At 41.6% G+C, this 24,877-nt stretch carries 18 protein-coding genes; 11 read left to right on the top strand and 7 right to left on the bottom strand.

The window, feature by feature from the left end:
* Positions 1 to 27 precede the first annotated feature (27 nt).
* Complete coding sequence (locus HWQ41_RS20425; protein ID WP_292766727.1) at positions 28 to 1,716, bottom strand: serine/threonine-protein kinase; 1,689 nt, start codon at positions 1,714 to 1,716, stop codon at positions 28 to 30.
* Between the two features lie 194 nt (positions 1,717 to 1,910).
* Between HWQ41_RS20425 and HWQ41_RS20420 the strand changes: the two genes are divergently transcribed.
* From HWQ41_RS20420 to sppA, 7 genes are all read left to right on the top strand, one after another.
* Entirely contained in the window at positions 1,911 to 3,434 is a 1,524-nt protein-coding gene (locus HWQ41_RS20420; RefSeq protein WP_292766724.1) for a phenylacetate--CoA ligase family protein, read from the top strand.
* A 403-nt stretch (positions 3,435 to 3,837) separates the two neighbouring features.
* Positions 3,838 to 4,668: a PIG-L family deacetylase gene (locus tag HWQ41_RS20415; RefSeq protein WP_292766721.1), complete on the top strand. Its 831-nt coding sequence runs from the start codon at positions 3,838 to 3,840 to the stop codon at positions 4,666 to 4,668.
* Between the two features lie 255 nt (positions 4,669 to 4,923).
* The gene (locus HWQ41_RS20410) at positions 4,924 to 5,784 is read left to right on the top strand and encodes a hypothetical protein (protein ID WP_292766718.1); all 861 of its coding nucleotides are present in this window, start codon (positions 4,924 to 4,926) and stop codon (positions 5,782 to 5,784) included.
* Between the two features lie 60 nt (positions 5,785 to 5,844).
* On the top strand, positions 5,845 to 7,317 hold the full coding sequence (glmM, locus tag HWQ41_RS20405) for a phosphoglucosamine mutase (protein WP_292766714.1): 1,473 nt from the start codon (positions 5,845 to 5,847) through the stop codon (positions 7,315 to 7,317).
* 9 nt (positions 7,318 to 7,326) lie between these two features.
* Complete coding sequence (locus HWQ41_RS20400; RefSeq protein WP_292766712.1) at positions 7,327 to 7,467, top strand: hypothetical protein; 141 nt, start codon at positions 7,327 to 7,329, stop codon at positions 7,465 to 7,467.
* Between the two features lie 361 nt (positions 7,468 to 7,828).
* Complete coding sequence (gene fni / locus HWQ41_RS20395) at positions 7,829 to 8,878, top strand: type 2 isopentenyl-diphosphate Delta-isomerase (protein ID WP_292766709.1); 1,050 nt, start codon at positions 7,829 to 7,831, stop codon at positions 8,876 to 8,878.
* Positions 8,879 to 8,968: 90 nt separating this feature from the next.
* Positions 8,969 to 10,804: a signal peptide peptidase SppA gene (gene sppA, locus HWQ41_RS20390; protein WP_292766706.1), complete on the top strand. Its 1,836-nt coding sequence runs from the start codon at positions 8,969 to 8,971 to the stop codon at positions 10,802 to 10,804.
* 32 nt (positions 10,805 to 10,836) lie between these two features.
* Here the strand turns inward: sppA and HWQ41_RS20385 are convergent, their stop codons facing one another.
* Positions 10,837 to 10,935: a hypothetical protein gene (locus tag HWQ41_RS20385; RefSeq protein ID WP_292766703.1), complete on the bottom strand. Its 99-nt coding sequence runs from the start codon at positions 10,933 to 10,935 to the stop codon at positions 10,837 to 10,839.
* A 140-nt stretch (positions 10,936 to 11,075) separates the two neighbouring features.
* Between HWQ41_RS20385 and HWQ41_RS20380 the strand changes: the two genes are divergently transcribed.
* Entirely contained in the window at positions 11,076 to 11,435 is a 360-nt protein-coding gene (locus tag HWQ41_RS20380) for a response regulator (protein ID WP_292766732.1), read from the top strand.
* 185 nt (positions 11,436 to 11,620) lie between these two features.
* Here HWQ41_RS20380 and HWQ41_RS20375 read toward each other — a convergent pair whose 3' ends face one another.
* From HWQ41_RS20375 to HWQ41_RS20355, 5 genes are all read right to left on the bottom strand, one after another.
* Complete coding sequence (locus HWQ41_RS20375) at positions 11,621 to 12,952, bottom strand: ATP-grasp enzyme (RefSeq protein WP_292766730.1); 1,332 nt, start codon at positions 12,950 to 12,952, stop codon at positions 11,621 to 11,623.
* 143 nt (positions 12,953 to 13,095) lie between these two features.
* Complete coding sequence (locus HWQ41_RS20370; protein WP_292766700.1) at positions 13,096 to 14,469, bottom strand: ATP-grasp enzyme; 1,374 nt, start codon at positions 14,467 to 14,469, stop codon at positions 13,096 to 13,098.
* Between the two features lie 52 nt (positions 14,470 to 14,521).
* Complete coding sequence (locus tag HWQ41_RS20365; RefSeq protein WP_292766697.1) at positions 14,522 to 15,550, bottom strand: D-alanine--D-alanine ligase; 1,029 nt, start codon at positions 15,548 to 15,550, stop codon at positions 14,522 to 14,524.
* 396 nt (positions 15,551 to 15,946) lie between these two features.
* The gene (locus tag HWQ41_RS20360; RefSeq protein WP_292766694.1) at positions 15,947 to 16,780 is read right to left on the bottom strand and encodes a class I SAM-dependent methyltransferase; all 834 of its coding nucleotides are present in this window, start codon (positions 16,778 to 16,780) and stop codon (positions 15,947 to 15,949) included.
* A gap of 4 nt (positions 16,781 to 16,784) precedes the next feature.
* On the bottom strand, positions 16,785 to 18,014 hold the full coding sequence (locus HWQ41_RS20355; protein ID WP_292766692.1) for a sedoheptulose 7-phosphate cyclase: 1,230 nt from the start codon (positions 18,012 to 18,014) through the stop codon (positions 16,785 to 16,787).
* A 1,690-nt stretch (positions 18,015 to 19,704) separates the two neighbouring features.
* Here HWQ41_RS20355 and HWQ41_RS20350 point away from each other — a divergent pair.
* The 3 genes from HWQ41_RS20350 (at position 19,705) to HWQ41_RS20340 (ending at position 24,746) form a co-directional block, all read left to right on the top strand.
* Positions 19,705 to 22,185, top strand: a complete 2,481-nt coding sequence (locus HWQ41_RS20350; protein WP_292766689.1) for a dynamin-like GTPase family protein — start codon at positions 19,705 to 19,707, stop codon at positions 22,183 to 22,185.
* A gap of 798 nt (positions 22,186 to 22,983) precedes the next feature.
* Positions 22,984 to 23,310 (top strand): KGK domain-containing protein, encoded by a 327-nt coding sequence (locus tag HWQ41_RS20345; RefSeq protein WP_292766684.1) that lies wholly within the window; start codon positions 22,984 to 22,986, stop codon positions 23,308 to 23,310.
* A 410-nt stretch (positions 23,311 to 23,720) separates the two neighbouring features.
* A complete protein-coding gene (locus HWQ41_RS20340; RefSeq protein ID WP_292766682.1) occupies positions 23,721 to 24,746 on the top strand; it encodes an LD-carboxypeptidase in 1,026 nt (341 codons plus the stop codon).
* Positions 24,747 to 24,877 lie beyond the last annotated feature (131 nt).

Genomic DNA, 24,877 nt, shown 5'->3' with positions numbered 1-24,877 from the left:
ATCCCCAGTCCCCAGTCCCCAGTCTCCTTAGTTACCAGATTGTACTTTACTGACTTGATCAGCTGCGATCGCATACCAAATTTGACCAAAAGTCTGTTGATTCAGTTTCCCACGCTCCTGACCAGGAAACAACCGATCAAATTTTTCATTTGTGTCTTTGTTCAGTTGATCAATTGTATAATTTCCAAACTGCCCCGATCGCGCTTGTCGTCTCCATGTTTCGTAATTTTGTGCAGTATATTTACCCAGTTTCCGACGGGCTGCTGTACTGAGGTCAGCCTGTTCTAGTTTATTCAATAAATCGTCAGCGATACCAGACCATTCATCTCGTAAACCAGCATCTTCAGGTTTAGATGTCAGGCTACGTCCCTTTAATTCCGGTTTTTTTGTATAAAATAAATTATCTACAAAGGGAATAAAAAATCCTTCAGTAATTTCTAGCTGTTGACGACGACTGTTAATTTGCTGGAGGTCACGATTTTTTCCTTTGTCGCTGACTGGTTTTCCGAGCGGATTTGGAAACTGGGGAATTTGCGGTAATGAAATTGATGGGATGGTGATTGAAGATACACTCCGAATGACTGCATTTCCCGCCGCCAAAGTTAATCCAACTAAAGCTGTCCCCCCTAGACTGATCACAAAAGGGCGAATCCAAACAGGCCAAGATATTGGTTTGGCGATCGCTTGCGTTTGGCTCTGGAATCTACTCACAACAGCACTGGCGCGTTGTCTTCCCGGAGCAACTACCATCGTCTTGATCTTGGTGGTAATATAATTACTTGGGGATTTTGTAACAGTTGGCGATGGTAAATCTTTGAGGATTTGCTCGGCTCGTTGGTAGCGATCGCTCGGTTTATAAGCCAGCATCTTTTTTAACACCGCTTCCAGTTGGGGACTAACTTGAATTTCCTTTCCCCATGCCCAAATTCCCTGATAGCTGTCGTATAATTTTTGCGGTTCTTTACCTGTGAGCAACACCAATGTCGTCACCGCTAAAGAATATAAATCACTACTTAAAAATACTTTACCCTGCCGTAACTGTTCCTCTGGGGCGTAGCCCTTTTTACCCAGCAAAGTGTTATTTCCAACCAACTTAGTGCGCCAAAAACCTTGAGAAGCTGGCAATTGCTTGACACCACCAAAATCAATTAATACTGGCAGATTATCAGAACGCCGCCAAATCAAATTATCAGGAGTGATATCGCGGTGAACTACATCTCGTGAGTGAATGTAGGATAACACGGGTAAAATCTGTTGCAGAAGGGTGATTACTTCCTCTTCACTGAAGGTTTTTCCTTGACTTTCGCGCTGTTCTAATAATTGGTAATAATTCTCACCATCCACATAATCTTGCACGAGAAAGAAAAAATCTTTAGTGCCTATCTTCACTTGTAGCGAGGCGTGAAAACGCGGAATCTGTGGATGCTGGAGTTTTTTCAGAACATTTGCTTCTCGTTCAAATAACTCTTTAGCTTTTTGTAAATCTTGCTGTTCTTGTACTTGGGGTGCAAATTCCTTCAGCACACAGGTTTGATCGGATTTTTTTCTATCTTCTGCCAAATAGGTGCGTCCAAAGCCGCCCTGCCCTAGATGACGGATAATTTGATAGCGATTATCCACAATCTGCCCCACAGCAAGAGGTAATGGTTCACCACAAAGGGTACAAAAGCGGTTACTACCATTATTTGTGTGTTGTTTACTGCAATAGAGCTGCATGGTGCCCAAGGATAAATTAAGGTTTTATTGACTAACTACAACGCGCATACCCTCATTTTCGGATATCCTACGAATTACGTTAGCGTAGCGGTAGCGAGTCCGCGTTCGCTTTTAGCGTCTCGTAGAGAGCGTCATTACGAATTACGAATTATTTTAACGGTGTTGGTTCTACTTCAGGATAAACAACAAGCGTCATGAACTGCAAACCACGACAGCAGCAAGTAATTAAAGCATTTGAAGAATTTTTGTCTACCCCCCTAGAAACGTTACTGCAACGGCATCTCAACACTAAAACTTCGGCAGCTTTGAGTTTATTTCACGATGTGGCGGCTAATGTGCCAGCCTACAAGGCTTTTTTAGCAGAAAGGGAAATCAATCCCGCGACTATTCAAACCTTGGAAGAGTTTCAAAAACTACCAGCGATCGCTAAACAAAATTATATCCTGCGTTATCCTTTAGCTGACTTGTGTCGCAACGGACAATTAGAAGAGTGCGACATGATAGCTGCTTCATCAGGTTCCAGTGGTAAACCGACATTTTGGCCTCGTTTTTTCACAGATGAACTCCAAATCGCCACACGCTTTGAACAGATTTTTCACGATAGTTTCTATGCAGATACCAGACGTACCCTAGCAGTGATTTGTTTCACTTTGGGCACTTGGGTAGGTGGAATGTTTACCACTAATTGCTGTCGTTATCTTGCTAGCAAAGGTTATCCCATCACTGTAATTACTCCTGGTAACAACAAAGAAGAAATCTTGCGAGTTGTGCAAGAACTAGGTTCAGCATTTGAGCAAGTGGTACTATTGGGATACCCGCCATTTTTAAAAGACGTGATTGATACTGGTATCGCCCGTGGTGTTGAGTGGCAGCAATATCAGATTAAGTTAGTAATGGCGGGAGAAGTATTTAGTGAAGAATGGCGGAGTTTGGTTGGTGAAAGAGTTGGTTCACAAAATCCCTGTTATGATTTTGCATCACTTTACGGTACTGCGGATGCGGGAGTTTTGGGTAATGAAACACCGTTAAGTATCTGTATTCGCCGTTTTTTGGCAAAAAATCCCGATGCAGCTAGAGCTTTATTTGGGGAATCGCGTTTACCCACGTTGGTACAATATGATCCTTGCAGTCGCTTTTTTGAAGTTGAAGATGGCGGATTGCTGTTTTCTGGAGATAACGGTATTCCCTTAGTGCGTTATGACATCTTGGATACTGGCGGGATAATTAGTTATGATGCCATGCTGCAATTTTTAGGAGAGTGGGGATTTAACCCGCTCGAAAATCTCTGTTCTGAGAGTCAACAATCAGCTAGAGGTATTCATCAGCTACCTTTCGTTTATGTCTTCGGTCGTTCTAACTTTACAGTTTCCTACTTTGGCGCAAATATCTATCCAGAAAATGTGACGGTGGGATTAGAACAACCAGGAATTCAAGAATGGGTGACGGGTAAATTTGTGTTGCAGGTGAAGGAAGATGCAGACAAGAATCGATTTTTATCTGTGGTTGTGGAGTTAGGAGCAGGGGTAGAGGGTAATGATGCTCTAAGGCAAGCGATCGCATCTTCTATTCTTTCACAACTGCTACGCCTAAATAGCGAGTTTGCTAATTATGTTCCCCCAGAATATCAAACACCACAAGTTACATTAGCCCCAATGGGTGATTTTGAATATTTCCCCATTGGGGTGAAACATCGTTATACCCGTCAAAATAATTCGTAGTTTTGTCCCCCGCCAGTTCTTAGTCACAAAACACTCCTTTCTCCTCGTCCACTACCTTTACATTAAGCCTCTTAAAATGTTCGTTCTTATTGGTTCTTTTGTACTAGTTGGTTGACATTTTGTTGATGTGTGACAGTTGAGGTGCAGAATGTGGGTATCATAACCTGATATTACAAAATATTGTCAGCTATATGGAGTCATTAAAAACATATAAATAGCATGAACAAGACATCGGATTGACATTAATTAAATATTAAAATACGATCAAAGTCGGGAATCAAATAGCAATTAATTTTTCTGATTCAATCCAGATGCTAGATAGCAGTTGGGCGATATTTCTGCAAGGAAATATTAATACCATTCTGCTGAGAAATTTCCGGAATTTCAAATCAGATATGGTGCTATGAAAATAAGATATCTTCTTCACCGCTTAAAGTTAGGTCTGCACAATAAATGGTGGTTGTTGAATTACAAATTTAGAGAACTACTGATTAAGCTACAGTTCTACTGGCTTCTGTATCAAGGTAGTAAACCACTAAATATTAACCAAAAATCGGTGATTGTATTTTCTCCTCACCAAGATGATGAAGCACTAGGTTGTGGGGGTATGATTGCACTCAAGCGAGAACAAGGGATACCGATTAAAGTTGTTTTTGTTACAGATGGAGGAGGTTCTCATCGAGGTCATGCCAAGATTACACGTTCAGAAATTGTTCAAATTCGTAGAGAAGAAGCGTTAGCAGCTTTGAAAATTTTAGGGGTGGAATCAACAGATGTTCACTTTCTTGATAAATGTGATGGCGCATTATCCAAAATGACAGAAACTGAACAACAGCAAACCGTTGAAGAAATGGCCCAATTATTAGGTAGTTTTCAACCACAAGAGGTGTACGTTACTCACAAACAGGATCGCAGTCAAGATCATGAAATTACTTATCAATTGGTTAAAGCTGCTATTGCTAAAGCAGAAGTAACAGTAGAACTGTGGCAATATGCTATCTGGTTGCTTTGGAAGTCTTTATTGTTTAGCAACCTGAAGTTTGATGAATTGGTAGGCGCTCATCGAGTTGCAATTCATCAAGTGCAATCTAAGAAAAAGCAGGCTATTGAAACTTACCGTTCTCAATATTTACCTATAGATGCTGAATCGAGTGCCGTACTTCCCCCTGGTTTCCTCTGGAGGTTTTTCTTGCCTTATGAGGTTTTTTTCAAATCAGACTCCGGTCAGGAGTAAAAAAGGATTTTTATCTAGCTTGTAGACTAAAATTCTGTACCTCACTCAATACTTCTCAGTCAAGGCGGAAATAAAAAGGGTTTGAATTCACCTTTACCCCCTTACTTTTAATTTTTTTAAATCAGACTTTTGTCAGTCAACCAGGATTGTTAGGTTGAACCGAAAAGTATTAGTACCTCACTAAGAAGCAATCCGTTTTATTAACTAATTGAGTCCTTTCACCTTTTCAATATTTTACTCTCAAATTCTCCAAATATGAGTCAACAACAATTCTGTTTTTGTACTTTAGCATTAGGCAAGGTGTATCGGGCACTAGCTGGTTTATTAGCAAAAGACCTCGAACTATATTCACCTAATACTGCTTTTATAATTCTCACCGATCACCCTCAAGAGTTTAGCAAATATCCTCAAGTTTTAGCATTTCAGCATCAGCAGCAGGGTGTGAAGTGTTACCACGACAAAAGATTTGCTATTGCTAAGGCATTATCTCTATTTAATTCATGTATATTCATTGATTCAGATATGCGAATCTTGGCACCAGTGCCAGAAGATATAGAATGGCTTTTAGAGCCGGGGATAAGTGCTAGGGCTTGTATGGATATGCCGAAAAAATTTGCCAAAGCTTTGGGAACAACTAACAAAAATTTTTCTAGAGAGATTGAAGTAATTAAAAAAGCAGCACAATTTGTAAATTTAGAGCCAGAATGCGAAAATGTTACCTTTGTGCATGAATATTTGTTTTCTGTTACTAAGTCCACAGGAAAAGAAATTGAGTTTTTAGAAACATGGTCAATCCTTGCCAAATATTTTGAGCTAAATGGAGTTTATGAAGGCGAAGGTAATGCCATAGGTCTAGCTGCCTATAAAGCAGGGCTGCCAGTGAGATGGAGCGAGATGTCAGGTATTTCCTTTTTCAATAACAAAACTGAACTGATTAGAATTCAAAAGGGACAGTCAAACATGGATGAAATGTCGACTTATTTTGAAGAACACGAAAGAATTGCACATCCTAAACGCTCTATCCTGGCTAAAATTGTCTTTAAACTTAGCAAAGCTATAATGCATCTTTATAGAGCAATAAAGTACAGAGTGGAATGGCACGAAGAAAAGCTCTAAACTATGCAGAATAAGCAAACGGCAGAATTGAAAGTGTGACTGTGTGTAGTGTTTAAACTGATGGTTTCATCTATAACTCCAACTTCTGGTATTACTGGGGGTTCTGCTTCTGAAGCTAATGGATTGGGCAAAGGTATTGATAGCAGTTTTGCACTGAATTTAATCCCTTTACCAACAACTCCTCTGTTTGGCACAGATGGGATTCGCGGACGAGTGGGAGAATTTCTGAGTGCGCCCCTAGCACTGCAAATTGGGTTTTGGGCGGGTATTGTTTTGCGTAGCCATGCTAGTCAAGTAGGGCCTGTCATTCTCGGACAGGACTCCAGAAACTCCAGCGATATGCTAGCCATGTCCTTAAGTGCAGGGCTAACAGCAGCAGGATTAGAGGTTTGGTATTTGGGGTTATGTCCTACTCCTTGCGTCGCCTATCTCACCAGCATCTACGATGCTGTCGGCGGAGTAATGATTTCTGCCAGCCACAACCCACCAGAGGATAACGGCATTAAAATTTTTGGTGCGAATGGTGCAAAGTTATCTCATGTATTGCAAGCAGAAATTGAAGCGCGACTGCGTGGCAATATTTCTCCGACTGCTAGTTTTAGTAATTACGGACGGCATTACTCACGTGTGGAGTTAGTCAGCCATTATGGTGAGGCATTGCAAAAACCCTTAAATGGTGCTGGAAATCTTCAAGGAATGAAGATTGTTTTGGATTTAGCCTGGGGAGCAGCTGTTGGTATAGCACCAACAGTATTTACAGAAATGGGGGCAGAGGTGATTTGCCTGCATAACGAAGCAGATGGCGATCGCATTAATGTTAACTGCGGTTCTACTCACCTAGATATTCTGCAAGCGGCGGTTATTGAACACAACGCCGACTTAGGCTTTGCCTTTGATGGCGATGCCGATCGCGTTTTAGCTGTAGACAATAGTGGCAGACAAGTTAATGGCGATTACATTCTCTACTTGTGGGGAAGCCACTTACAACAACAGCAACAATTGCCAGATAACCTTATTGTGTCCACTGTCATGGCCAACTTAGGTTTTGAGAAGGCATGGAAACAACAAGGCGGGAACTTAATTCGCACCGCAGTAGGTGATCAGTACATACAAGCAGAAATGTTGCGGACTGGAGGAATGTTAGGTGGCGAACAATCAGGTCATATTCTTTGCCTTCATTACGGTATTACTGGCGACGGCTTGCTAACAGCTATACATGTAGCAGCATTGGTAAAAAAAGTGGGTGTTTCTTTAGCAGAATTAGTAGATCAAAGCTTTCAAACCTATCCACAATTATTGCGGAACGTGCCAGTAGTAGACCGCGATCGCCGTTTAGGATGGAAAGATTGCCAACCCATACAAAAAGCGATCGCCCTTGCCGAAGCTGCGATGGGTGATTCTGGTAGGATTTTAGTTCGCGCCTCTGGCACAGAACCAGTAATCAGAGTTATGGTTGAAAGTGCCAATGCAGAGCTTGCCAACCACTGGACACATGAATTAGTTTCCCAAGTTCAGCAACATCTGATGGAGTAATGTATCTGGATGCCTCAAGGAGACTCACCAATCGAGGTTTTAATCTGGATGATTAACCAGTGTATCCCAGTCCTGAAACAAGCCAGCAATTTGCAAGAAAAACAGAAAAAAAGCCTGTTACCCACACATCGCCCTTCTGAGGATAAATAATATCACAAGCCCCTCTTTGCTTGCAGAGCTACGGTGTACGCACAAGTCGAATTACCCCCCTTAATCCCCCCGATACATTGGCGGGAAACAAGAAATCTAGTTCCCTCCCCAATCTATCGGGGAGGGTTAGGGTGGGGTAAAACCTTGGTTAATCAGCTATTTCAGACTTGTGTGTACACCGTAGCCGGGAGCAAAGCGCGGGGTGGGGTTCTTCGGGTTTAATAAGTAATCAAGCGGACAAGTCCATTCGTTCACAACACAAGTCTATTCGTTCACAACACAAGTCTATTTTTTGTTATAAAAAGACGGTTGCAGACAATGTAACAATAGCGATCGCAAATACTTTTAACTATACCCATCAGTGAACGCCCCTACCAATATCTCTGCACAAACTCAGAATCGCAAAGCCGATCACATTCGGATCTGCTTAGAGGAAGATGTTCAGTCTGATCAAATCACCAATGGACTGGAACGTTATCGCTTCACCCATTCTTGTTTACCCGAACTAAACCACAACGATATTGATATCAGTACAACTTTCCTGGGGAAACACCTGGGCGCACCCTTGTTAATTTCTTCCATGACTGGAGGAACAGAACAAGCCGGAATCATTAACCAACGTTTGGCCCAAGTCGCGCAACACTACAAAATTGCAATGGGTGTTGGTTCCCAACGGGTAGCGGTAGAAAAACCCCAGGTGGCTGATACTTTTGCTGTCCGCAAGTATGCTCCCGATGTTCTGCTATTTGCGAACTTGGGCGCTGTGCAACTTAACTATAAGTACGGCTTAGATGAATGTTTGCGGGTAGTTGATATCTTAGAAGCTGATGCCCTGATTTTACACATTAATCCTCTACAAGAGTGCATTCAATCCAAAGGTGATACTAATTTTCGGGGTTTACTTGACAAGATATCTAAATTATGCTGTAAGCTACCAGTGCCAGTGATTGCGAAGGAAGTTGGTAACGGCATTTCAGCAGCGATCGCCGAGAAACTGATCGCCGCAGGGGTAGCAGCAATTGACGTAGCTGGTGCGGGGGGTACTTCTTGGGCAAAAGTAGAAAGTGAACGGGCAGAAAATCCCTTGCAACGTCGCTTAGGGAGGACGTTTGCCGATTGGGGTTTACCGACGGCAGAGTGCATTACAACTATTAGAGCGATCGCACCAGATGTACCCTTAATTGCTTCGGGAGGTTTGCGTCATGGATTGGATGTTGCAGCTGCGATCGCCTTGGGAGCAGATATAGCTGGTTTAGCAATGCCTTTCTTGCAAGCAGCAGCAACATCAGAGACAGCAGTTGCCGAACTGGCTGAAGTATTAATCGCCGAAATCACCACAGTCTTATTTTGCACTGGCAACGCTAGCTTGTATCAGTTAAAGCACTCTGGCAGTTTACAACGCATAGAATAAATTAAGTAGGTCATTTGTCATTTGTCCTTTGTCATTTGTGAATGACCAATGCCCAATGCCCAATTCCCAATGCCCAATAACTAATAACTAATGCGTAATTTTATCAAACAAACTTTTGCTAGTTTAGTTGGCACCTTACTAGGACTAATTATTTTCGGTGGTCTGGGAACCACTGGACTGTTCTTGCTGATATTGGCTGCTACCTCCTCTAAAGATACTGGGCCAAACGTGAAAGATAAGTCAGTGCTGGTTTTTGACTTGTCAATGAAAATTACTGATAGCGAACCTAGTTCAGGCGAACTGTTTCAAAGCACAATATCAGGTGTGGATGACGATAGAATGGCACTCCGCAAAGTTGTGGAAACTTTGGAGAAGGCGCGGCGCGATCCGCGAATTGTCGGGATCTATCTGGATGCAACTAGCACAAGCCAAGTTAGTAACGTCGGCTATGCCTCTCTGAAAGAAATTCGGAAAGCGCTGGAGGAGTTTCGCGCTGCTGGGAAAAAGATTGTGGCCTATGGCAGTGATTGGAGTAAAAAGGAATATTACGTTTGTTCAGTGGCAGATTCCATTATAGTTAATCCTCTGGGAATGATGGAAGTCAACGGTTTGAGTTCACAACCGATGTTCTTCGCGGGAGCATTGCAGAAGTACGGGATTGGTGTTCAAGTCGTGCGAGTGGGGAAATTTAAAGGAGCAGTTGAACCGTTTATCCTCACAAAGTTGAGTCCAGAAAACCGCGAGCAAACTCAGAAATTGTTGGATGATGTTTGGGGAGAGTGGCGCACTGCTGTGGGCGCAAGTCGGAAAATTGAACCTAACCAGTTGCAGGCGATCGCAGATAATCAGGCGCTACTGGAAGCCACACAAGCCAAAACTAGCGGTTTAGTTGATCGAGTAGCATACCCCGATGAAGTGGTAACTGACCTCAAAAAGTTGACAGATAGCGATAAAGAAGACAAAACATTCCGACAAATTAGCTTGAATAGCTACGCCCAAGTTTCCGGCAAATCTTTGGGTGTAGAACGTAGCTCAAAAAATGAAATTGCCGTTGTTTATGCTGAGGGCGAGATTGTCGATGGTAAAGGTGATGATGGGCAAGTAGGAGGCGATCGCTTTGCCAAAATCTTCAACAAACTGCGACAAGATAAGGATGTGAAGGCTGTTGTATTACGAATTAATAGTCCTGGTGGTAGTGCTACCGCAGCCGAAGTCATGCAGCGAGAAGTGAAATTAACTCGTGAGGCGAAACCAGTTGTAGTGTCAATGGGTGATGTCGCCGCCTCTGGTGGTTATTGGATTGCTAGCGATTCTAACCGCATTTTTGCGGAACCAAATACCATTACAGGCTCAATTGGGGTGTTTGGCTTGCTATTCAATGGGCAAAAGCTGGCTAATGATAATGGCATTACTTGGGATTCGGTGAAAACCGCACGCTATGCTGATAATCAAACAGTTTCGCGTCCGAAATCGCCTCAAGAGTTGGCACTTTATCAGCGCAGTGTTAACCGCATTTATAATATGTTTCTGAATAAAGTTTCTCAAGGTCGGAAACTGCCAGGACAAAAAGTAGCAGAAATTGCCCAAGGACGGGTTTGGTCGGGTGTGGCGGCCAAGGAAATTGGTTTAGTGGATGAAATTGGTGGTTTGAATAGTGCGATCGCCTATGCTGCCAACCAGGCGAAACTAGGAGAAGATTGGGAAGTTCAAGAATATCCTCGCACTAGCAATTTCGGAGAACGCTTTTTTGGGCGTGCAACAGAAGAAGCCCAGACTGCTTTAGGAATTGAAAAAACGCAACTCAAATCAGCCAATCCTCTCACCGATGAATTCCAGAAACTGCAACAGGAAGTAGGGATTTTGCAAAAGATGAACGATCCACAGGGGGTTTACGCCCGCTTGCCATTCAACTTAAAGATTGAGTAGATGCTTTTAGCGATCGCCATTTTTGAGCGCGTTTAACGGCTGGCAGTGCCGATATGAGGTGCAATAATCAGATTATCTAGGGTCAACAATGGGCTATCGGTGGGGATCGGTTTTGGTTCTGTAACATACACAGTCGCAGCACCGATTTGACCATTTGCAAGGGCACAATACAGAGAATCTGGGATCTACAATAGTTCCTCGTGCTGTATTGAGCTATCTGAGCCGATTGCTTCATCAACTCAAATTGGCGATCGCTAAAATGTCATTTATTATGCAACCTTCTGGAACTCTTGCTGGTTTAGATATCCTGGTCGTTGAGGATGATGATGATACTCGCTTTTTTCTCCCTACTGTCTTGGAAATGGATGGAGCAAAAGTTATAGCAGGGATCTCAGCAGCAGCCGCACGCAAAGTATTATCCGAATTGCAACCCGATATTTTAATTTATGATATCGAGTTGCCTGGGGAGGATGGCTACACTTTGATCTGCAAAATCCGGGCGCTCAACCCAAAGAATGGTGGACGAGTCCCGGCTATTGCTTTAACAGCCTATGCTGATAGTGAGGCTCGTATCCGTGCCTTAAAATCTGGCTTTGACACTCATGTATCTAAACCGATTGCTCCAGAATAACTGGAACTGAACGATAAATATCATAGGAAATACTGGCTCATAAAGTAAAGTAGTCAATCTTAAAGTCCAACATCAGCTACTAATAGTTGCCGAGTTCCATGCTCAACTTATGTTGGCTGAAAGCAGAGTTGCTTAAAACCGAATTACAAACGTCTGACTATATTTGACTATGTGATTTGGAACTATCACTCTATAAGCTCGCCCATATTAAAATCTATTCTTATCCAACCTTTGAGTCTTCGTAAATTGTCGAGAATCAGTAAGGGAATCTGCCAGTGATGTACCATCAGGAAGGGTAAGGGATCACTCACCTCAAAAATTGCTTCTTTCCCCCGCTTGATGTTTCTTACCCAAGTTTGCAGTTGCTTAAACGATCTAATCTCATTCAGCCGCCAAACTTCGTGGTACAGCCAATAGGTTGGCTTACTATCACCAAGAGGCTGCAAAGATTCAGCCAGAGGCTCTTTACCAAGATAGGCATCCGCTACTCCTGGATGATTGTAAAACATCGTAATGGCGGAGTGAGTACGGGGGTTACACTCGATCGCGTAAACAGTTCCGTCTTCTGCTTGGATGAAGTCAAAGGAAAGTTGCCCGGTTTTTCCCAGTTCTTTGGTAAAATGACTCGCCCATTGCATAATTTCTAGCTGATCAACGTTTTCGTAGTTGACTTGAAAGGCGGATGACTCACAGCAGCAGTACATTCTTGACTCTCCATCTCGCGCGGTAGTGTGAGTGCAGTATTCCTTTCCAGGGATGAATTCCTGCATAATCCAGGGTCTCTCCTCACTGATGGGCAGACTCTTGACAAATGCTACTGTTTGTGATTTTGTATCGCAAGGTAGCTTGGTGAGATTCAAGCGACGCACTTGATCGTAGGGGATGCTTTTAAGAATGTATTTGCACTTCTCGTTAGAAAAATCGAAGTTGAGGACTTGTTCGGGATCGGTAATTTTGAAGGATTTGGGGACAGATAAACCGAACGATCGCGCTGTTTCGGCAAAGGCAAACTTGTCATCCAGGATCTTCGTGACATCAGCATCGAAGTGGAAAAACTCTACACAGTCTGGTAATGGTGGCTGGCCTTGAGAGTCATAATGGATGACGGAAAAAATGGCTACCGGGATAAAAAAGTCGATCTTTTCTGTTTTGGCGATCGCGTGTAGAGTTTCAATGTAGCCTTCTAAGTCTTTGCTGGGATCGGGAACGGTATAAAAGCCGGTAACAGAGTTGGAATATTTATTACCACTTAACCAGTATTTGTCAATATCAATTATAATAACCCGATGCCCAGCAGCATGAAATGAACGCGCTAGCTGAAGGGTTTTAGTCATTCTAGCGCCAGCAATTAAGATATTTTTGGAATTAGGGTTAACAACAATTGACTTACTCAATAGTTGCTTAGGAAAGTTCCACAGTAGCGAAGTTAAGACGAGAATGCAGTTTAAGGGAAATGCGATCGCTAGTAATACAAGAGTGCCCAAGTTTTGGAACACTACAAAAATTTGCTCTTTCATATAAGAACGGTAGTGTGTCGTTGACTTCAAAGATTGCATCCTTTCCTCACCAAATATTTTTAAACGACTTTTGCAGCTGCTTTAACTATCTAATTTTATTAAGTCTCTAAAGTTCGTGTTCAAGTCAATAAGTAGGCTTACTATCACTTAGGGGTTGCAGAGATAGAGGTTTTATATTTTACGTCTTCTCCAAACTGTATGAGTTTGCCGATGTTGAAATCAATCCTCACCCAAGTTCGTAAGGAGCGCAAACTATCGAGTAATAGCAAAGGAATGTGCCAATGATGTACCATTAAGAACGGTAGTGGATCGTTAACTTCAAAGATTGCATCCTTTCCTCGCCAAATATTTTTAAACCACTTTTGCAACTGCTTTAACGATCTAATTTCATTAAGTCTCCAAAGTTCGTGATAAAGCCAATAAGTAGGCTTACTATTACTCAGGGGTTGCAGAGGTTCAGCCGGAGGCTCTTTACTAAGATAGGCATCCGCTAAACCAGGATGGTTGTAATACATTGTAATTGCAGAGTGAGCGCGAGCGTTGCACTCGATCGCATAAATCGTCCCATCTTCCGCCTGAATAAAGTCAAAACAAAGTTGTCCAGTCAGTTGTAGTTCTTTGACAAAATGACTCACCCACTCCTTAATTTGTGGGTGTTCAAAGTTTTCGTAATTGACTTGAAAAGCAGATGATTCACAGCAGCAATGTACCGTTAATGCACCATTTCTCACTGTATCGTGAGTACAGTATTCTGTTCCGGGAATAAACTCTTGCAATATCCAAGGGTTATCTTCACTAATTGGCTTACTTTTGACATAAAGCGCCATTTTTTCAGGAGAATCCATTGGTAGCTTGGTCAGATCCAAGCGTAAAACAGAGTCATAGACAATACTTTTGAGAATGTATTTGCGCTTTTCGTTGGCAAAGTCGAATTTAAGAACTTGTTCGGAATCTGTAATTAAGAAAGTTTTTGGCACAGATAACGAGAGTGAACGTGCAATTTCTGCAAAGGTAAACTTGTTATCCAGCATCTTCATTGTATCAGCATCGAAGTGGAAATTCTCACAACAGCCTGATAACACTGGTTTGCGATCGGAATCAAAGTAGCTGGCAGCGAAAATGCCTACCGGGACAAAAAAATCTATGTTTTCTTTTTTGGCGATCGCACGCACGGCTTGAGTATAGCCTTCTAAATCTTCTTGGGAGTCAGGAACTGTGTAAAAGCCAGCCACAGAGTTAGAAAATCGATAACCACTGAACCAGTATTTATAGAGATCAAATAAAATGACTCGATGCCCAGCAGCGTGAAATGATCGAGCCAACTGAAGGGTTTTGGTCATTCTACCACCACCGATCAAGATATTTTTAGGATTCTCGTTTAAAACCACTTGCTTGGGTCGGCTGAAAAAATTCCACAGGAGTGATGCGAGTACAACGGTGCAGTTAAAGGGAAATGCGATCGCTAATAATGCAAGAGTGCCCAAGTTTTGGAACAGTGCAAAAATCTGCTTTCTCATAGTTGTAATTGGAACATGATAGTGGAACCTGTGGCTGGTGATTTACCGGACATTAGATCATCCCCAACGCTTCATTGATCGCCGTCATAAATAACTCATCTAAAGGAATTCCCACTGCGTTCGCCGTACAGGCAATCACCGCTTTGTGGTCAAAAATACAAAACAACCCGGCTTCTAAGAACCAAGGTTGTCCCTGTGGGTCGATCCGGAAGTCAAATAAACTATAATGGCGACAGCCCAAAGCTAAATGACACTTCTTAACTTCTTGCTGAACCTTTTGGGTGATCGGGTCATTAATATCTACAATCCAACCTGGGACATAATTTTTAGCAGTTGAATCCAAGTCGCCCTCGATTGGTATTTTGAATTTATCAGTATAGCTGCGGATCGGTCTTGCTTGGGGGTCTATCTGATACTCTTCAAGGGGTAAACCGATTAGCTCTCCATCTTTGACAATGGCGCCGCATCTGACTTCTCGACCGGCTTCAATGAATGTTTCTACGATCACCTCATCTGCAAATTCAAATGCTTTCTTTAGGGCAGCATCATACTCACTAGCCTCTTTAACTAAGGACACCCCTAAAGAGTTGTCAGCACTTGCGGGTTTGATCACTACTGGAGGTGTAATTGTCGGCATGTCTCCTGGGCGGAGCAGTTCTCCAAAAGGCACTTTCACCCCTGCTGCTGCGACAATTGCTTTGGTTCTGGCTTTGTGAGCCGTTATTGCCATGACATCGGGAGTATTGCCTATGTAAGGGATTTTAAGCAGGTCGAATAGTGCCCGGTAGTGAGTCATTCCAGGGATACAAAACATTTGTGGCAACATCAGGTCAATGTTTTGCGCTGTTATAAACTCTATGGCATCTAACAAAGTCATCGGTTTGGCGACAACAATATCTTCAGGACTGAGAGAGGAAGGAAATCGCCATTGGCGATCAGGTGTGATGTATGCAATCAGAAACTCATAGAGCGATGAATTTGCCGTAGCTACCAGACAGCTTTGGGCGTAATTGCGTGACAACTCACAGTAAAAATCATTGTATGGAGAACCAACTAAATGAAGGATACGAAGTACTGGCATGATTCATCTTTGACTTGGGGATAGATAAACTGAGGCAGAGATCAAGAAATTGATTGTGCTTATAAGTGAATGGCACTAAGTTAAGATACAGCCCTTGCCCCAACTGGCTCCCAGCCTGGAGGCTGGGAACCCATTCGTGGAGGCTCCGCCTCCTCTTTCTTGACCAGAGGCGGAGCCTCTCAGAATTCGTTAAGAGCCTAGAGGCTCTTAACGAGGCGACATAAGTCTTTGGGGTTTTCTTAGTGCCATTCGCTTATAAGTCTTTGAAAGTAGGGAAAGATCGGCAGCAGGGGGAGATGGAGAAGCAAGCGAAAAATTATTCCTTCTTATCTTCTTCATCCCTTTGAAGGTTCAGCCAAGGCTCAGACTTCTCTGTTCATCTCCCTGATCTCTCGATTACACAACGCGTCTAATCAGAGTCACACCATCTCGTATGGGTAAGAGAACTTGCTCTACACGAGGATCGGCGGCGACAACAGAGTTGAACTGAGCGATCGCTTCACCGTTGGCGGTGCGTTGTTCTGGTGGTAGATAAACTTGTCCCTGCAACAAAGTATTATCCACGCAGATTAACCCGTCGGGAGTCAGTAAGTTACTATCCAAAATGGTCTGGAAGTACTCTACATACTCCTTTTTATCAGCATCGATGAAGATAAAATCAAATACTTCTTTTCTCGCAGCCAGCTTGTGGAGTGTCTGTAAAGCAGGTGCTACTTCCACAACGATTTTGTCGCCGTGAGGAGACTCACCAAAGCAAGCTTGAGCAAATTGAGCGACATAGGGATCTACTTCGCAAGCGATGAGTTGCCCATCGCTTGGTAATGCTTCTGCCATTGCCAAAGCTGAATACCCTGTGAACATTCCTACTTCTAGAATGCGCTTTGCCTTGGTGATGTGAACAAACATTTTCAATGTCTGTCCTTCAAGATGTCCTGAGAGCATCTCCTCTTCTAGTTGGCGCACTGTTTCACCATCACTGAAGCGTTTGCTCCAGTCTTCCTTGCTGGTTTTTCGCGCCAATGCTGTTAATGCACTCGATTCCAGGGTAGTGCAATCATCCAAGTAGGGATCTAAACCTGCTGCTAATTCAACTCCCTGCCGCAGAGAATCTAATATCTCTACGGGAATGTTACTCTCTTGTGCTAATTTCAGGGTTTTCTGTAGCTGGGCTACTAAGATACTATGTGGCGTTATCGGTCTAGCTGTTTTGAGTCCTACAACACTTGTCATATCTTCACACCCCCAATAGCTTGGCTTCTTGAGTTTCAATGTAGGCGTCAATCCCTTCCCCACCACGAGGGTATGTAGCACAAAGACGTTTATGTTCAGCTAAGGCAGCATCAAGTTCTTCACGAGTCAAATCATTGGCAAAGAAGCACTCACCAATAGGCCGGGGCATGGCTGCGCGTTGTTTACCATCTCGTGTCAGGCTAATAGATTGGGTAGCATCCCACAGCAAATCCCCATCTAGTAGAGGATGATCGAGTGATAAACCGATACGACTCATCAAGTCTAGGATGCGATCGCGTTCTTGAGTTGGAATATAGCCCCGTTGTGCTGCAATAGTTGCAGACAAAGCCATATCTATATTGACCGCGTGACCATGATATAGGGGTATCTGAGGTGCTAATTCTAGGGTCGGACTCCAAGTGTGACCGTAAGCAATGACGCGATCAAGGTCTATTTCATGCAAGTTAGGAGTCTCTAACTCCAGCATGGTTTTGATTGCCTCGTAGTTGAGTTTATGGGCAATCTCTTTAAGTTCCGATGTAGCATTCACATGTCCAAAGTGAGTGGAAAGCAGTTCTTCGCCATATTCGTATAGCAGTTCAAAGACTTTAGAGTTAGAAACTACAGCAATTTTCACTAACTCTGCCATCCCATTACGAACTTGAGCCGTTGGCAAGGTTTTCAAAAATGAGAAATCCAGGATTACTTTCAAAGGTGCATGATATGCTCCCAAGCGATTTTTCAACTTGCGATGATTAACTGCTACCTTAATCGCTACACCTGCATCGATTAAACCAATCAATGTGGTAGGAATACGAATGTAGTTACTCTTGCGACGGTAAGAAGCGCAAGCAAACCCAGCCACATCAGTAATTAGACCACCACCGACGACTAAGACTGGTTCCTTACGAACTAAGCCAAAGTCCGAAAAAGCGTCAATAATTTTTTCAAAACTTGCAAGAGTTTTAGCTGGCTCTGTAATGATGATGGCAAATACTGTGAGTTCAATGTCATAGTGTCTAAAATATGACCTGATCTGCTCCCCATAAAGTTCATGGACATTGGCATCAATTACAGTCAGACAGCGACCAAATTTCGCATAGCTATCTGCTATTTCTCTGTTTTTAAGATCAAATGCACCATTCACATAGACAAGACTAAAATCGATTTTTTCGTAACCTTGTACGTGAAACGCAGCTTCCGTAGCTTCAAAGGATGCTTGAACTTTATTCATGTCTGTTGCCCTATTCCAAAAAAAGTTGTGAGATTTCGGTAATAATTCCGATTTACCCGAATGTATGCCAGCAAGCTATTATGCTTTTTATCCTTTCAGATTAAAGACAGAACAAAATTAGCTTTCAATAAAAAGCTAATGCTTATTGCTGACTGGCAATGTTATTAAACAACACCATTCATTTGAGTAAATTATGTAGGTGGGTTAACCTTTAATTGGGCATAACCTCAAAGGAGTCAAATAGCTACACTAGCAAGATATTGGCATAATACCTGCCTGGTTCTGGCGTCGATTATTGACTTTAAATTTGCGAAATTAATCTTAATTTAGATTCATTCCACTATGTTTAACTTTAATGGCTTAATGGCTTTCCAACTGTACGATTTCGCAAAAATTCTAGCCTATAAAACTGATCGTATAGTTGATCTGCAAGCTTCAATTTGAGATTAGAACCCTGATTAATCGTTAGTTCGCTGTTTTTTAGCATTAGTATCAAACCTTGTATCATTAAACTCGCTACATTCTATTTGGTTCAGAATGATAGTGGACTTTTAGGAAGTTTATCTGAATTTTTATTAACTCCACTATATTTGTCTGTCTCTAGCGACTTTCCGACCGTTAGACTTTGCAAAACTCATATCTTAGTAAACTACTCATATTGTCTATCTCTAGACTGACATTTGAGATTACAGGCATGATTAATCCTCTGCTAGTTGTTTTTTTGCATTAGTCTCAAACCTTAAAATGGCTAAAAACAAACATGACTCAGTACATTTTATTCAGAATGACAGTAGAATTCCTAATTCAGTCAACTTACTGCTCAGTATTCAACACACATACCTCAGTAACTTATAAAAATTCAGATTTGAAATATATCTGAGTTACTGGTAACGAAACTTTAACTTTATTAAGGAACGGTTGTGTGTGTTAAAACTTTCTAAATTGCTTGAATTGCCTTTATACTCCTAAATTAAGCTGTTTTAGCTTAAACTAGCAAAAAATTTACTAGTTGTTAACTTAAAAATACAATACAAATCATAACATTAGAATAATATAAATCATAACATTTGTAAAGATATTGAAGTCAATCCACCATAGGAAGTGTACTGGCTAACAAGGAATTTTTAACAAACTATGCCTAAAGATAGATATTTTATACACCAGGCATATCTAAGACACTTACCATAAAATGCGGCGTTGCATAATAGCAGTATGAATTAAAATCAATTCTTATACAGTGTCCTAAATATGGCTCGACACATATCTGTAAGAACGGGAAAAAACAAGATAAACAGAATCAGTAAACCAAAAAGTTTTTAAGAGAAGAGCGATGCCTACGCTAAAGTTTTGTAGTCTATGATACTGTTTAATACCCAATTCTTTAACCAGCAGACAGAGGATAGATAATAATTACTTATAGCTGCCTCTCTTGCGGTTCTAGCGATACGTGGAGCTGCGGGAACATCCATAGTTTACTTCCACTTCTGTGTACATTGTAGTCTAAAAGGAGAGGTGAGCCTGTAGTTTTAGCGATAGGCGCGGTGAAGTATGGGCAATTCAGCGAATATGATATTTGTGCGTTGGGTGATATCCAGCAGCCAAACTGCATCGAATATCTCAGTTATTATACTGAACCATCAAGACAATAAATATTACTACTATATACATAAATATTGTCAGGGTGCTAAATATGTCAGATTTACCGCTTCAGTGCCAAAATTTGAAAGAGCAGGTTGAGTCGATATTACAACTTTTACAACAAGAACCAACGCTACGTTCTCAAGATATTACACCTGTACAAACCTCCCTAAGTAAGGCGATTTCTCCCAAGTTTGAGATTGTGTTTGCGGGTGCGTTTAGTGCCGGTAAATCAATGCTAATCAATGCACTGTTAGAGAGAGAATTACTGTACAGTGCAGAGGGACACGCTACAGGTACAGAATGCAAAATTGAGTATGCAGAAGTAGATAAAGAACGTGTTGTTTTGACGTTTTTAAGTGAAGCAGAGATTCGGGAACAAGCAGTTTCTTTGTGTCAGCAGCTAGGATTTAAGTCAGTAGCTAATATCAACCAAGCTGATGTAATTAACTTGCTACGTCAAGGTTCTGAAGCTATTATTCAGCAAGAGGGTGGTGAGAGTAAATCAGAACGTGCAAAACAAGCGAAGGCGTTAATGTTGTTGCTAGAGGGATATATAGCAAACCGCGATCGCATCAACACAGTTAATAATGCTACATATTCAATGGAGCAATTTAACTTTTTTAACCTCAAGGAAGCTGCTGGATATGCCCGCCGTGGTAGTAATAGTGCAGTATTGAAGCGGATAGAATATTACTGTAATCATCCACTGCTAAAAGATGGAAATGTAATTATTGACACGCCGGGTATAGATGCACCAGTAGAGAAAGATGCACAGCTAACTTATGCCAAAATTCAACATCCTGATACTTCGGCGGTAGTGTGTGTGCTAAAACCTGCTGCGGCGGGTGACATGACAAAAGAAGAAACAGAACTTTTGGAATTAATGCGGGAGAATGGAGGAGTACGCGATCGCGTTTTCTATATCTTTAACCGGATCGATGAGGCTTGGTACAATACCCAACTACGGCAACGATTAGATGATTTAATTAGTGGGCAATTTCGCAATACAGGCAAGGTTTATAAAACGAGTGGATTATTAGGATTTTACGGCAGTCAGATTAAACAAACAAGCCAACAAGATAGATTTGGTTTAGATTCTGTTTTTGCAGAAAGTATTAAAGGTTTAGATGGTAAAGAAGAAACACCACAATTTGTCTATGCGTTTAACAACTACTGTGTAAATTCAGGAAAGCTATCTTCCACTAAATTCCGTGTCTCTGTTAACGCCTTTGAAACCCCAAATCAAAATTATGTGCGGATTCTGGGAGATTGGGGAAATGAACTTATAGAACAACTAATTCAAGATAGTGGGACTGAGGAATTTCGCACCGCTATTACTCGCTATCTTACCGAAGAAAAGCGTCCGCAATTATTTAAAAATCTTGCTGATGATTTGGAAGATGTTTGTATTAAACTGAAGAAACATTATCAGAATGTACAACGTAATTTAGATAGTCAGCCCCAAGAAATTGAGACGATGAAGGCGCAAGAGTTACAACGCCTAAATCAGCAACTCCAGCAAATTGGTAGAGAATTTAGTGAGCATATCACAGAAGAAGTTAACCAAATAATTAATAATTCCTGTGATGCTTTTGAAGCAGATTTTAAGCAATTGCAATCACGACTGATTCGCCGTCTAGATGAGTTACTAGATACTTTTTCTGTAGCTGATGCTTATCGACGTGCAACCATCAGCCATCCTCGCAACGCTACCGCGCCTTTAATTGCTATTTTAGTAGAGGCATTTTATTACTTAGCAAATCAACTAGAAGATATTTTGATTGAATCTTCTCAGCAAGTAGTTGCGAATTATTTCCAGAGATTGATTGAAAAGATTCGCAAGTCAGAATATTATCGCCAGTTGTATCGTTTATTAGATCATGATGGCGGAATTGAACAACAGATCAGAATTTTAGAAAAAGGAGTTACTCAAGCATTGGTGAGTGCAGCTAGTGTAGAGTGCGATCGCTTTGTGCGAGAAAGTCCCAGATTTTACGATGAAGGCACTTTTTCTATATATCAATTTCGCCAGACTTTATTACAAACTTCTCAAGGTTACGACGCTGAAAGTATCGTAGAAGCAGAGCCAGCAATTAGGCAGTTATTGAAGTTAGATTTTGAGCCAAAAGTTTCCCAAACTATTCGTAAATCTTTCCGTCAAACCATCAACCAAACCCTGAAAACTCAGTTGTTACCAATGGCAGATCAGCAAGCGGATGAAATTTTGCAGCTATACCCACAGGCGCGTGCTTATTTAGAGAAAACATTGGAACAAGAAGCTGAAGAAAAAATTGCGAATAATCGCCGATTATTGAGTGTTCTTGAAGAAAATATGGCAGCATATAATTCAGCAGTTTATAGTATTAATAGTTGTTTACAGGCGATGCAATTATATGACCATTTTTTGCCTGTAATTGGTAATGCAGATTTTATATATGCTACCCCTGGTTTATTCGATAATGATGGCAAATTTGCTACTAATGGATTTGTGATTTCAGATGGGTTAGTTGATGAGGTAGCAGAGGTTTAGTATTAATATCAGGTAAACCTGACTTTTCACGGTATCTGGAAAACCTCTCTCTAAGTCTCTCTCCTAAAAGGAGAGAGACTTAGAATTTTCCCCCTTCCCGCATCCTACGGTGTACACACAAGTCCTAAAAACCTAGCTTGATGAGGTTTGACTCGTTCCCATACTCCGTATGGGAATGCATTCATTGAGTCTCTGACTCAATTCTGACTCAATATTTAACTGGAGGCAGCAGCCCTTAATCAGCCATTCCCATGCAGAATATGGGAACGAGAGACTTTGATTCGCGGATTGTATCAGTTTGAATCTACCTTTTTTGGCTGGAAACTCGCTCTAGGACTACTTGTGTGTACACCATAGCTTCCCGCATCGGGAAGGGGGTTATACCAAATCTATGTGAGCCTGCATAGAATAATTACCTCGCATAGTATGGAGTTTCAAGTGTTTTATTCTGTGCATCTTCATAGAGAATTGGTATTAGGGGGTTAGGTTTTTCGTGGGCTTTTCCAAATGACGTGAAAAGTCAGCAGGTAAACACAGATAATTTGGGATTTTTGTAGCTTGTAGTTAGAGGTTGTTTGAAAAGTTTTTCGCTGTGACTTTAGGCACTTTTAGATCCCCCCTAACCCCCCTTAAAAAAGGGGGAACCGGAATCAAAGTCTCCCTTTTTAAGGGAGATTTAGAGGGATCTAAAACTTTTGATACCGACAACAGGACTTTTCAAACATCCTCTTAGTGACTTTAGCGCTCACTAACTACAGCTTTGCGTAAAGTAGAAAATTTTCAATAATTGAGGTTGATATGGAAGATAGATTCAAGGCAATCGAGTGTAATGATGGTGATGTTTTGGACTTCGGAGACAACATATATAAAGTTGCTAAATTGAAACAAGCAATGGATACCTCATCTAACTCTGCCCTAGAATTTACATTGAATCAAGAGTTAACTAGGCAAGGAGTAGAGATAAAACAGTCTCAGATTGTGAGTTGGTTTCAGGATGGTATAGATTGCGAAATTTTAACACTAGGTTCTCAAAGCTGGAAAAAGGGGAAAGTAAAAATTAAAATAAGCGTTGAATTTTTTGTTGAAGAGGAAGATATACAAATAACTAACAGCAACCATTCATAAATCACTGAACCAGAATCACCTCTTGATGATCTTCGCCGCATGATTCAGGAGGAAAATTAGTCAATCAAAATTTACATAAGTAAGTCGGTAAGAAAATTTAAATGTATGTAAACAAATATAAATTAACGTCGGGTGTGTTAGCTGAAAATACTGCACCATCCATAATTAAAGGTGCGTTACGCTTTCAGCTAACGCACCCTACAATTTAAATTTATTAACATAGTTATAAATATTCCCATTTACCTACTTATAGCAATCTTATTTGATTTGTGAAAATCGAAAGGCTTAGATTCCTGACTTTTTAAAGAAGTCAGGAATCTTGTTGTTGACGAATGATTTACGCTTGCTATAACTACTCTATACAAAACTGGGTATTAGGAAAACAGTCCCTAGTCCCCAACTCAATAGTTATGACTATCAAGCGTCGGGAATTTCTCACAACCTTTGGACTAGCTACCTTAGCCACCCAGATACCATTACTTAGCGCTGAAGGTAAGCTATCTCCAAACACCATCCGCAAACCGCCCCGCCTGCAAGTGGGCGATACAGTAGGATTAATCGCCCCTGCGGGTATCGTTGACGCCAAAGACATCGAAGCAGCGCAGCAATCAATTTCACAGTTCGGGTTAAAAGTCAAGCTGGGGACGCATATTTTAGATCGTTACGGCTATTTAGCGGGTAAAGATGCCGATCGCGCTGATGATGTAAACTTGATGTTTAGCGATCGCACCATAAAAGCAATTATTGCAATGCGTGGTGGTTGGGGTTGTAATCGCATTTTACCCCTACTCAACTACTCACTGATCCGCTCTCATCCGAAAATTCTCATCGGGTACAGCGATATTACGACGCTGTTATTAGCAATTAATGCCCGTAGTCAGATGATTACTTTTCATGGGCCAGTTGCTACGTCTACCTGGAATCAGTTTACAGTGGATTACTTTCAGCGCATCCTATTTAATGGTGAAGTTGTGACTATGCAAAATCTCAACCCTAGCGAAGTGCGGCTGGAGATAATAGCACCGGGAAAGGCGAGGGGTAAACTTGTGGGTGGAAACTTATCAGTGCTATCAGCGATGGTAGGTTCACCTTATCTACCTTCTTGGAACAAAAGCATTCTGTTTGTGGAAGAAATTGGCGAGGATGTTTACCGTGTAGATAGGATGCTGACGCAGTTAAAAACTGCTGGGATACTTAATCAAATTGCTGGCTTTATCTTTGGGCAATGCACTAATTGTCATCTTGGGGATGAACCGTCATTTACATTAATGCAAGTATTGCAAGATCATATACTTCCTTTAGGGATTCCTGCTTGGTATGGTTCAATGATTGGTCATATTAAGGATAAATTTACCTTGCCAATCGGTGTAGAAGTGGAAATAGATGCTGAACTTGGGACAATACGAATGTTAGAGGCGGCTGTCAGTCTTGTTTAACGTGAGTTCGATAGGTTGTATCTTATCTGTCTAATTAGTCATTATAAAAAGACCTCTAATACCATTTCAGACAAACCCTGATACATATAGATTTCTCGTAGGGGCACAGCATTGCTGTGCCCCTACCAACG

The sequence above is a fragment of the Nostoc sp. NOS(2021) genome, assembly GCF_017115025.1.
In the GTDB taxonomy this organism is placed as follows: Bacteria; Cyanobacteriota; Cyanobacteriia; order Cyanobacteriales; family Nostocaceae; genus Nostoc.
Note: the sequence above shows the minus strand (reverse complement) of the source record. Positions and strands in the feature narration are given on the sequence as shown.

Excerpts from the sequence above, each read along its gene's own strand:
- HWQ41_RS20425 (WP_292766727.1), bottom strand. The coding sequence starts at position 1,716 with ATGCAGCTCTATTGCAGTAAACAACACACAAATAATGGTAGTAACCGC.
- HWQ41_RS20420 (WP_292766724.1), top strand. The coding sequence starts at position 1,911 with ATGAACTGCAAACCACGACAGCAGCAAGTAATTAAAGCATTTGAAGAA.
- HWQ41_RS20415 (WP_292766721.1), top strand. The coding sequence starts at position 3,838 with ATGAAAATAAGATATCTTCTTCACCGCTTAAAGTTAGGTCTGCACAAT.
- HWQ41_RS20410 (WP_292766718.1), top strand. The coding sequence starts at position 4,924 with ATGAGTCAACAACAATTCTGTTTTTGTACTTTAGCATTAGGCAAGGTG.
- glmM (WP_292766714.1), top strand. The coding sequence starts at position 5,845 with ATGGTTTCATCTATAACTCCAACTTCTGGTATTACTGGGGGTTCTGCT.
- HWQ41_RS20400 (WP_292766712.1), top strand. The coding sequence starts at position 7,327 with ATGCCTCAAGGAGACTCACCAATCGAGGTTTTAATCTGGATGATTAAC.
- sppA (WP_292766706.1), top strand. The coding sequence starts at position 8,969 with ATGCGTAATTTTATCAAACAAACTTTTGCTAGTTTAGTTGGCACCTTA.
- HWQ41_RS20380 (WP_292766732.1), top strand. The coding sequence starts at position 11,076 with ATGCAACCTTCTGGAACTCTTGCTGGTTTAGATATCCTGGTCGTTGAG.
- HWQ41_RS20375 (WP_292766730.1), bottom strand. The coding sequence starts at position 12,952 with ATGAAAGAGCAAATTTTTGTAGTGTTCCAAAACTTGGGCACTCTTGTA.
- HWQ41_RS20370 (WP_292766700.1), bottom strand. The coding sequence starts at position 14,469 with ATGAGAAAGCAGATTTTTGCACTGTTCCAAAACTTGGGCACTCTTGCA.
- HWQ41_RS20365 (WP_292766697.1), bottom strand. The coding sequence starts at position 15,550 with ATGCCAGTACTTCGTATCCTTCATTTAGTTGGTTCTCCATACAATGAT.
- HWQ41_RS20360 (WP_292766694.1), bottom strand. The coding sequence starts at position 16,780 with ATGACAAGTGTTGTAGGACTCAAAACAGCTAGACCGATAACGCCACAT.
- HWQ41_RS20355 (WP_292766692.1), bottom strand. The coding sequence starts at position 18,014 with ATGAATAAAGTTCAAGCATCCTTTGAAGCTACGGAAGCTGCGTTTCAC.
- HWQ41_RS20350 (WP_292766689.1), top strand. The coding sequence starts at position 19,705 with ATGTCAGATTTACCGCTTCAGTGCCAAAATTTGAAAGAGCAGGTTGAG.
- HWQ41_RS20345 (WP_292766684.1), top strand. The coding sequence starts at position 22,984 with ATGGAAGATAGATTCAAGGCAATCGAGTGTAATGATGGTGATGTTTTG.
- HWQ41_RS20340 (WP_292766682.1), top strand. The coding sequence starts at position 23,721 with ATGACTATCAAGCGTCGGGAATTTCTCACAACCTTTGGACTAGCTACC.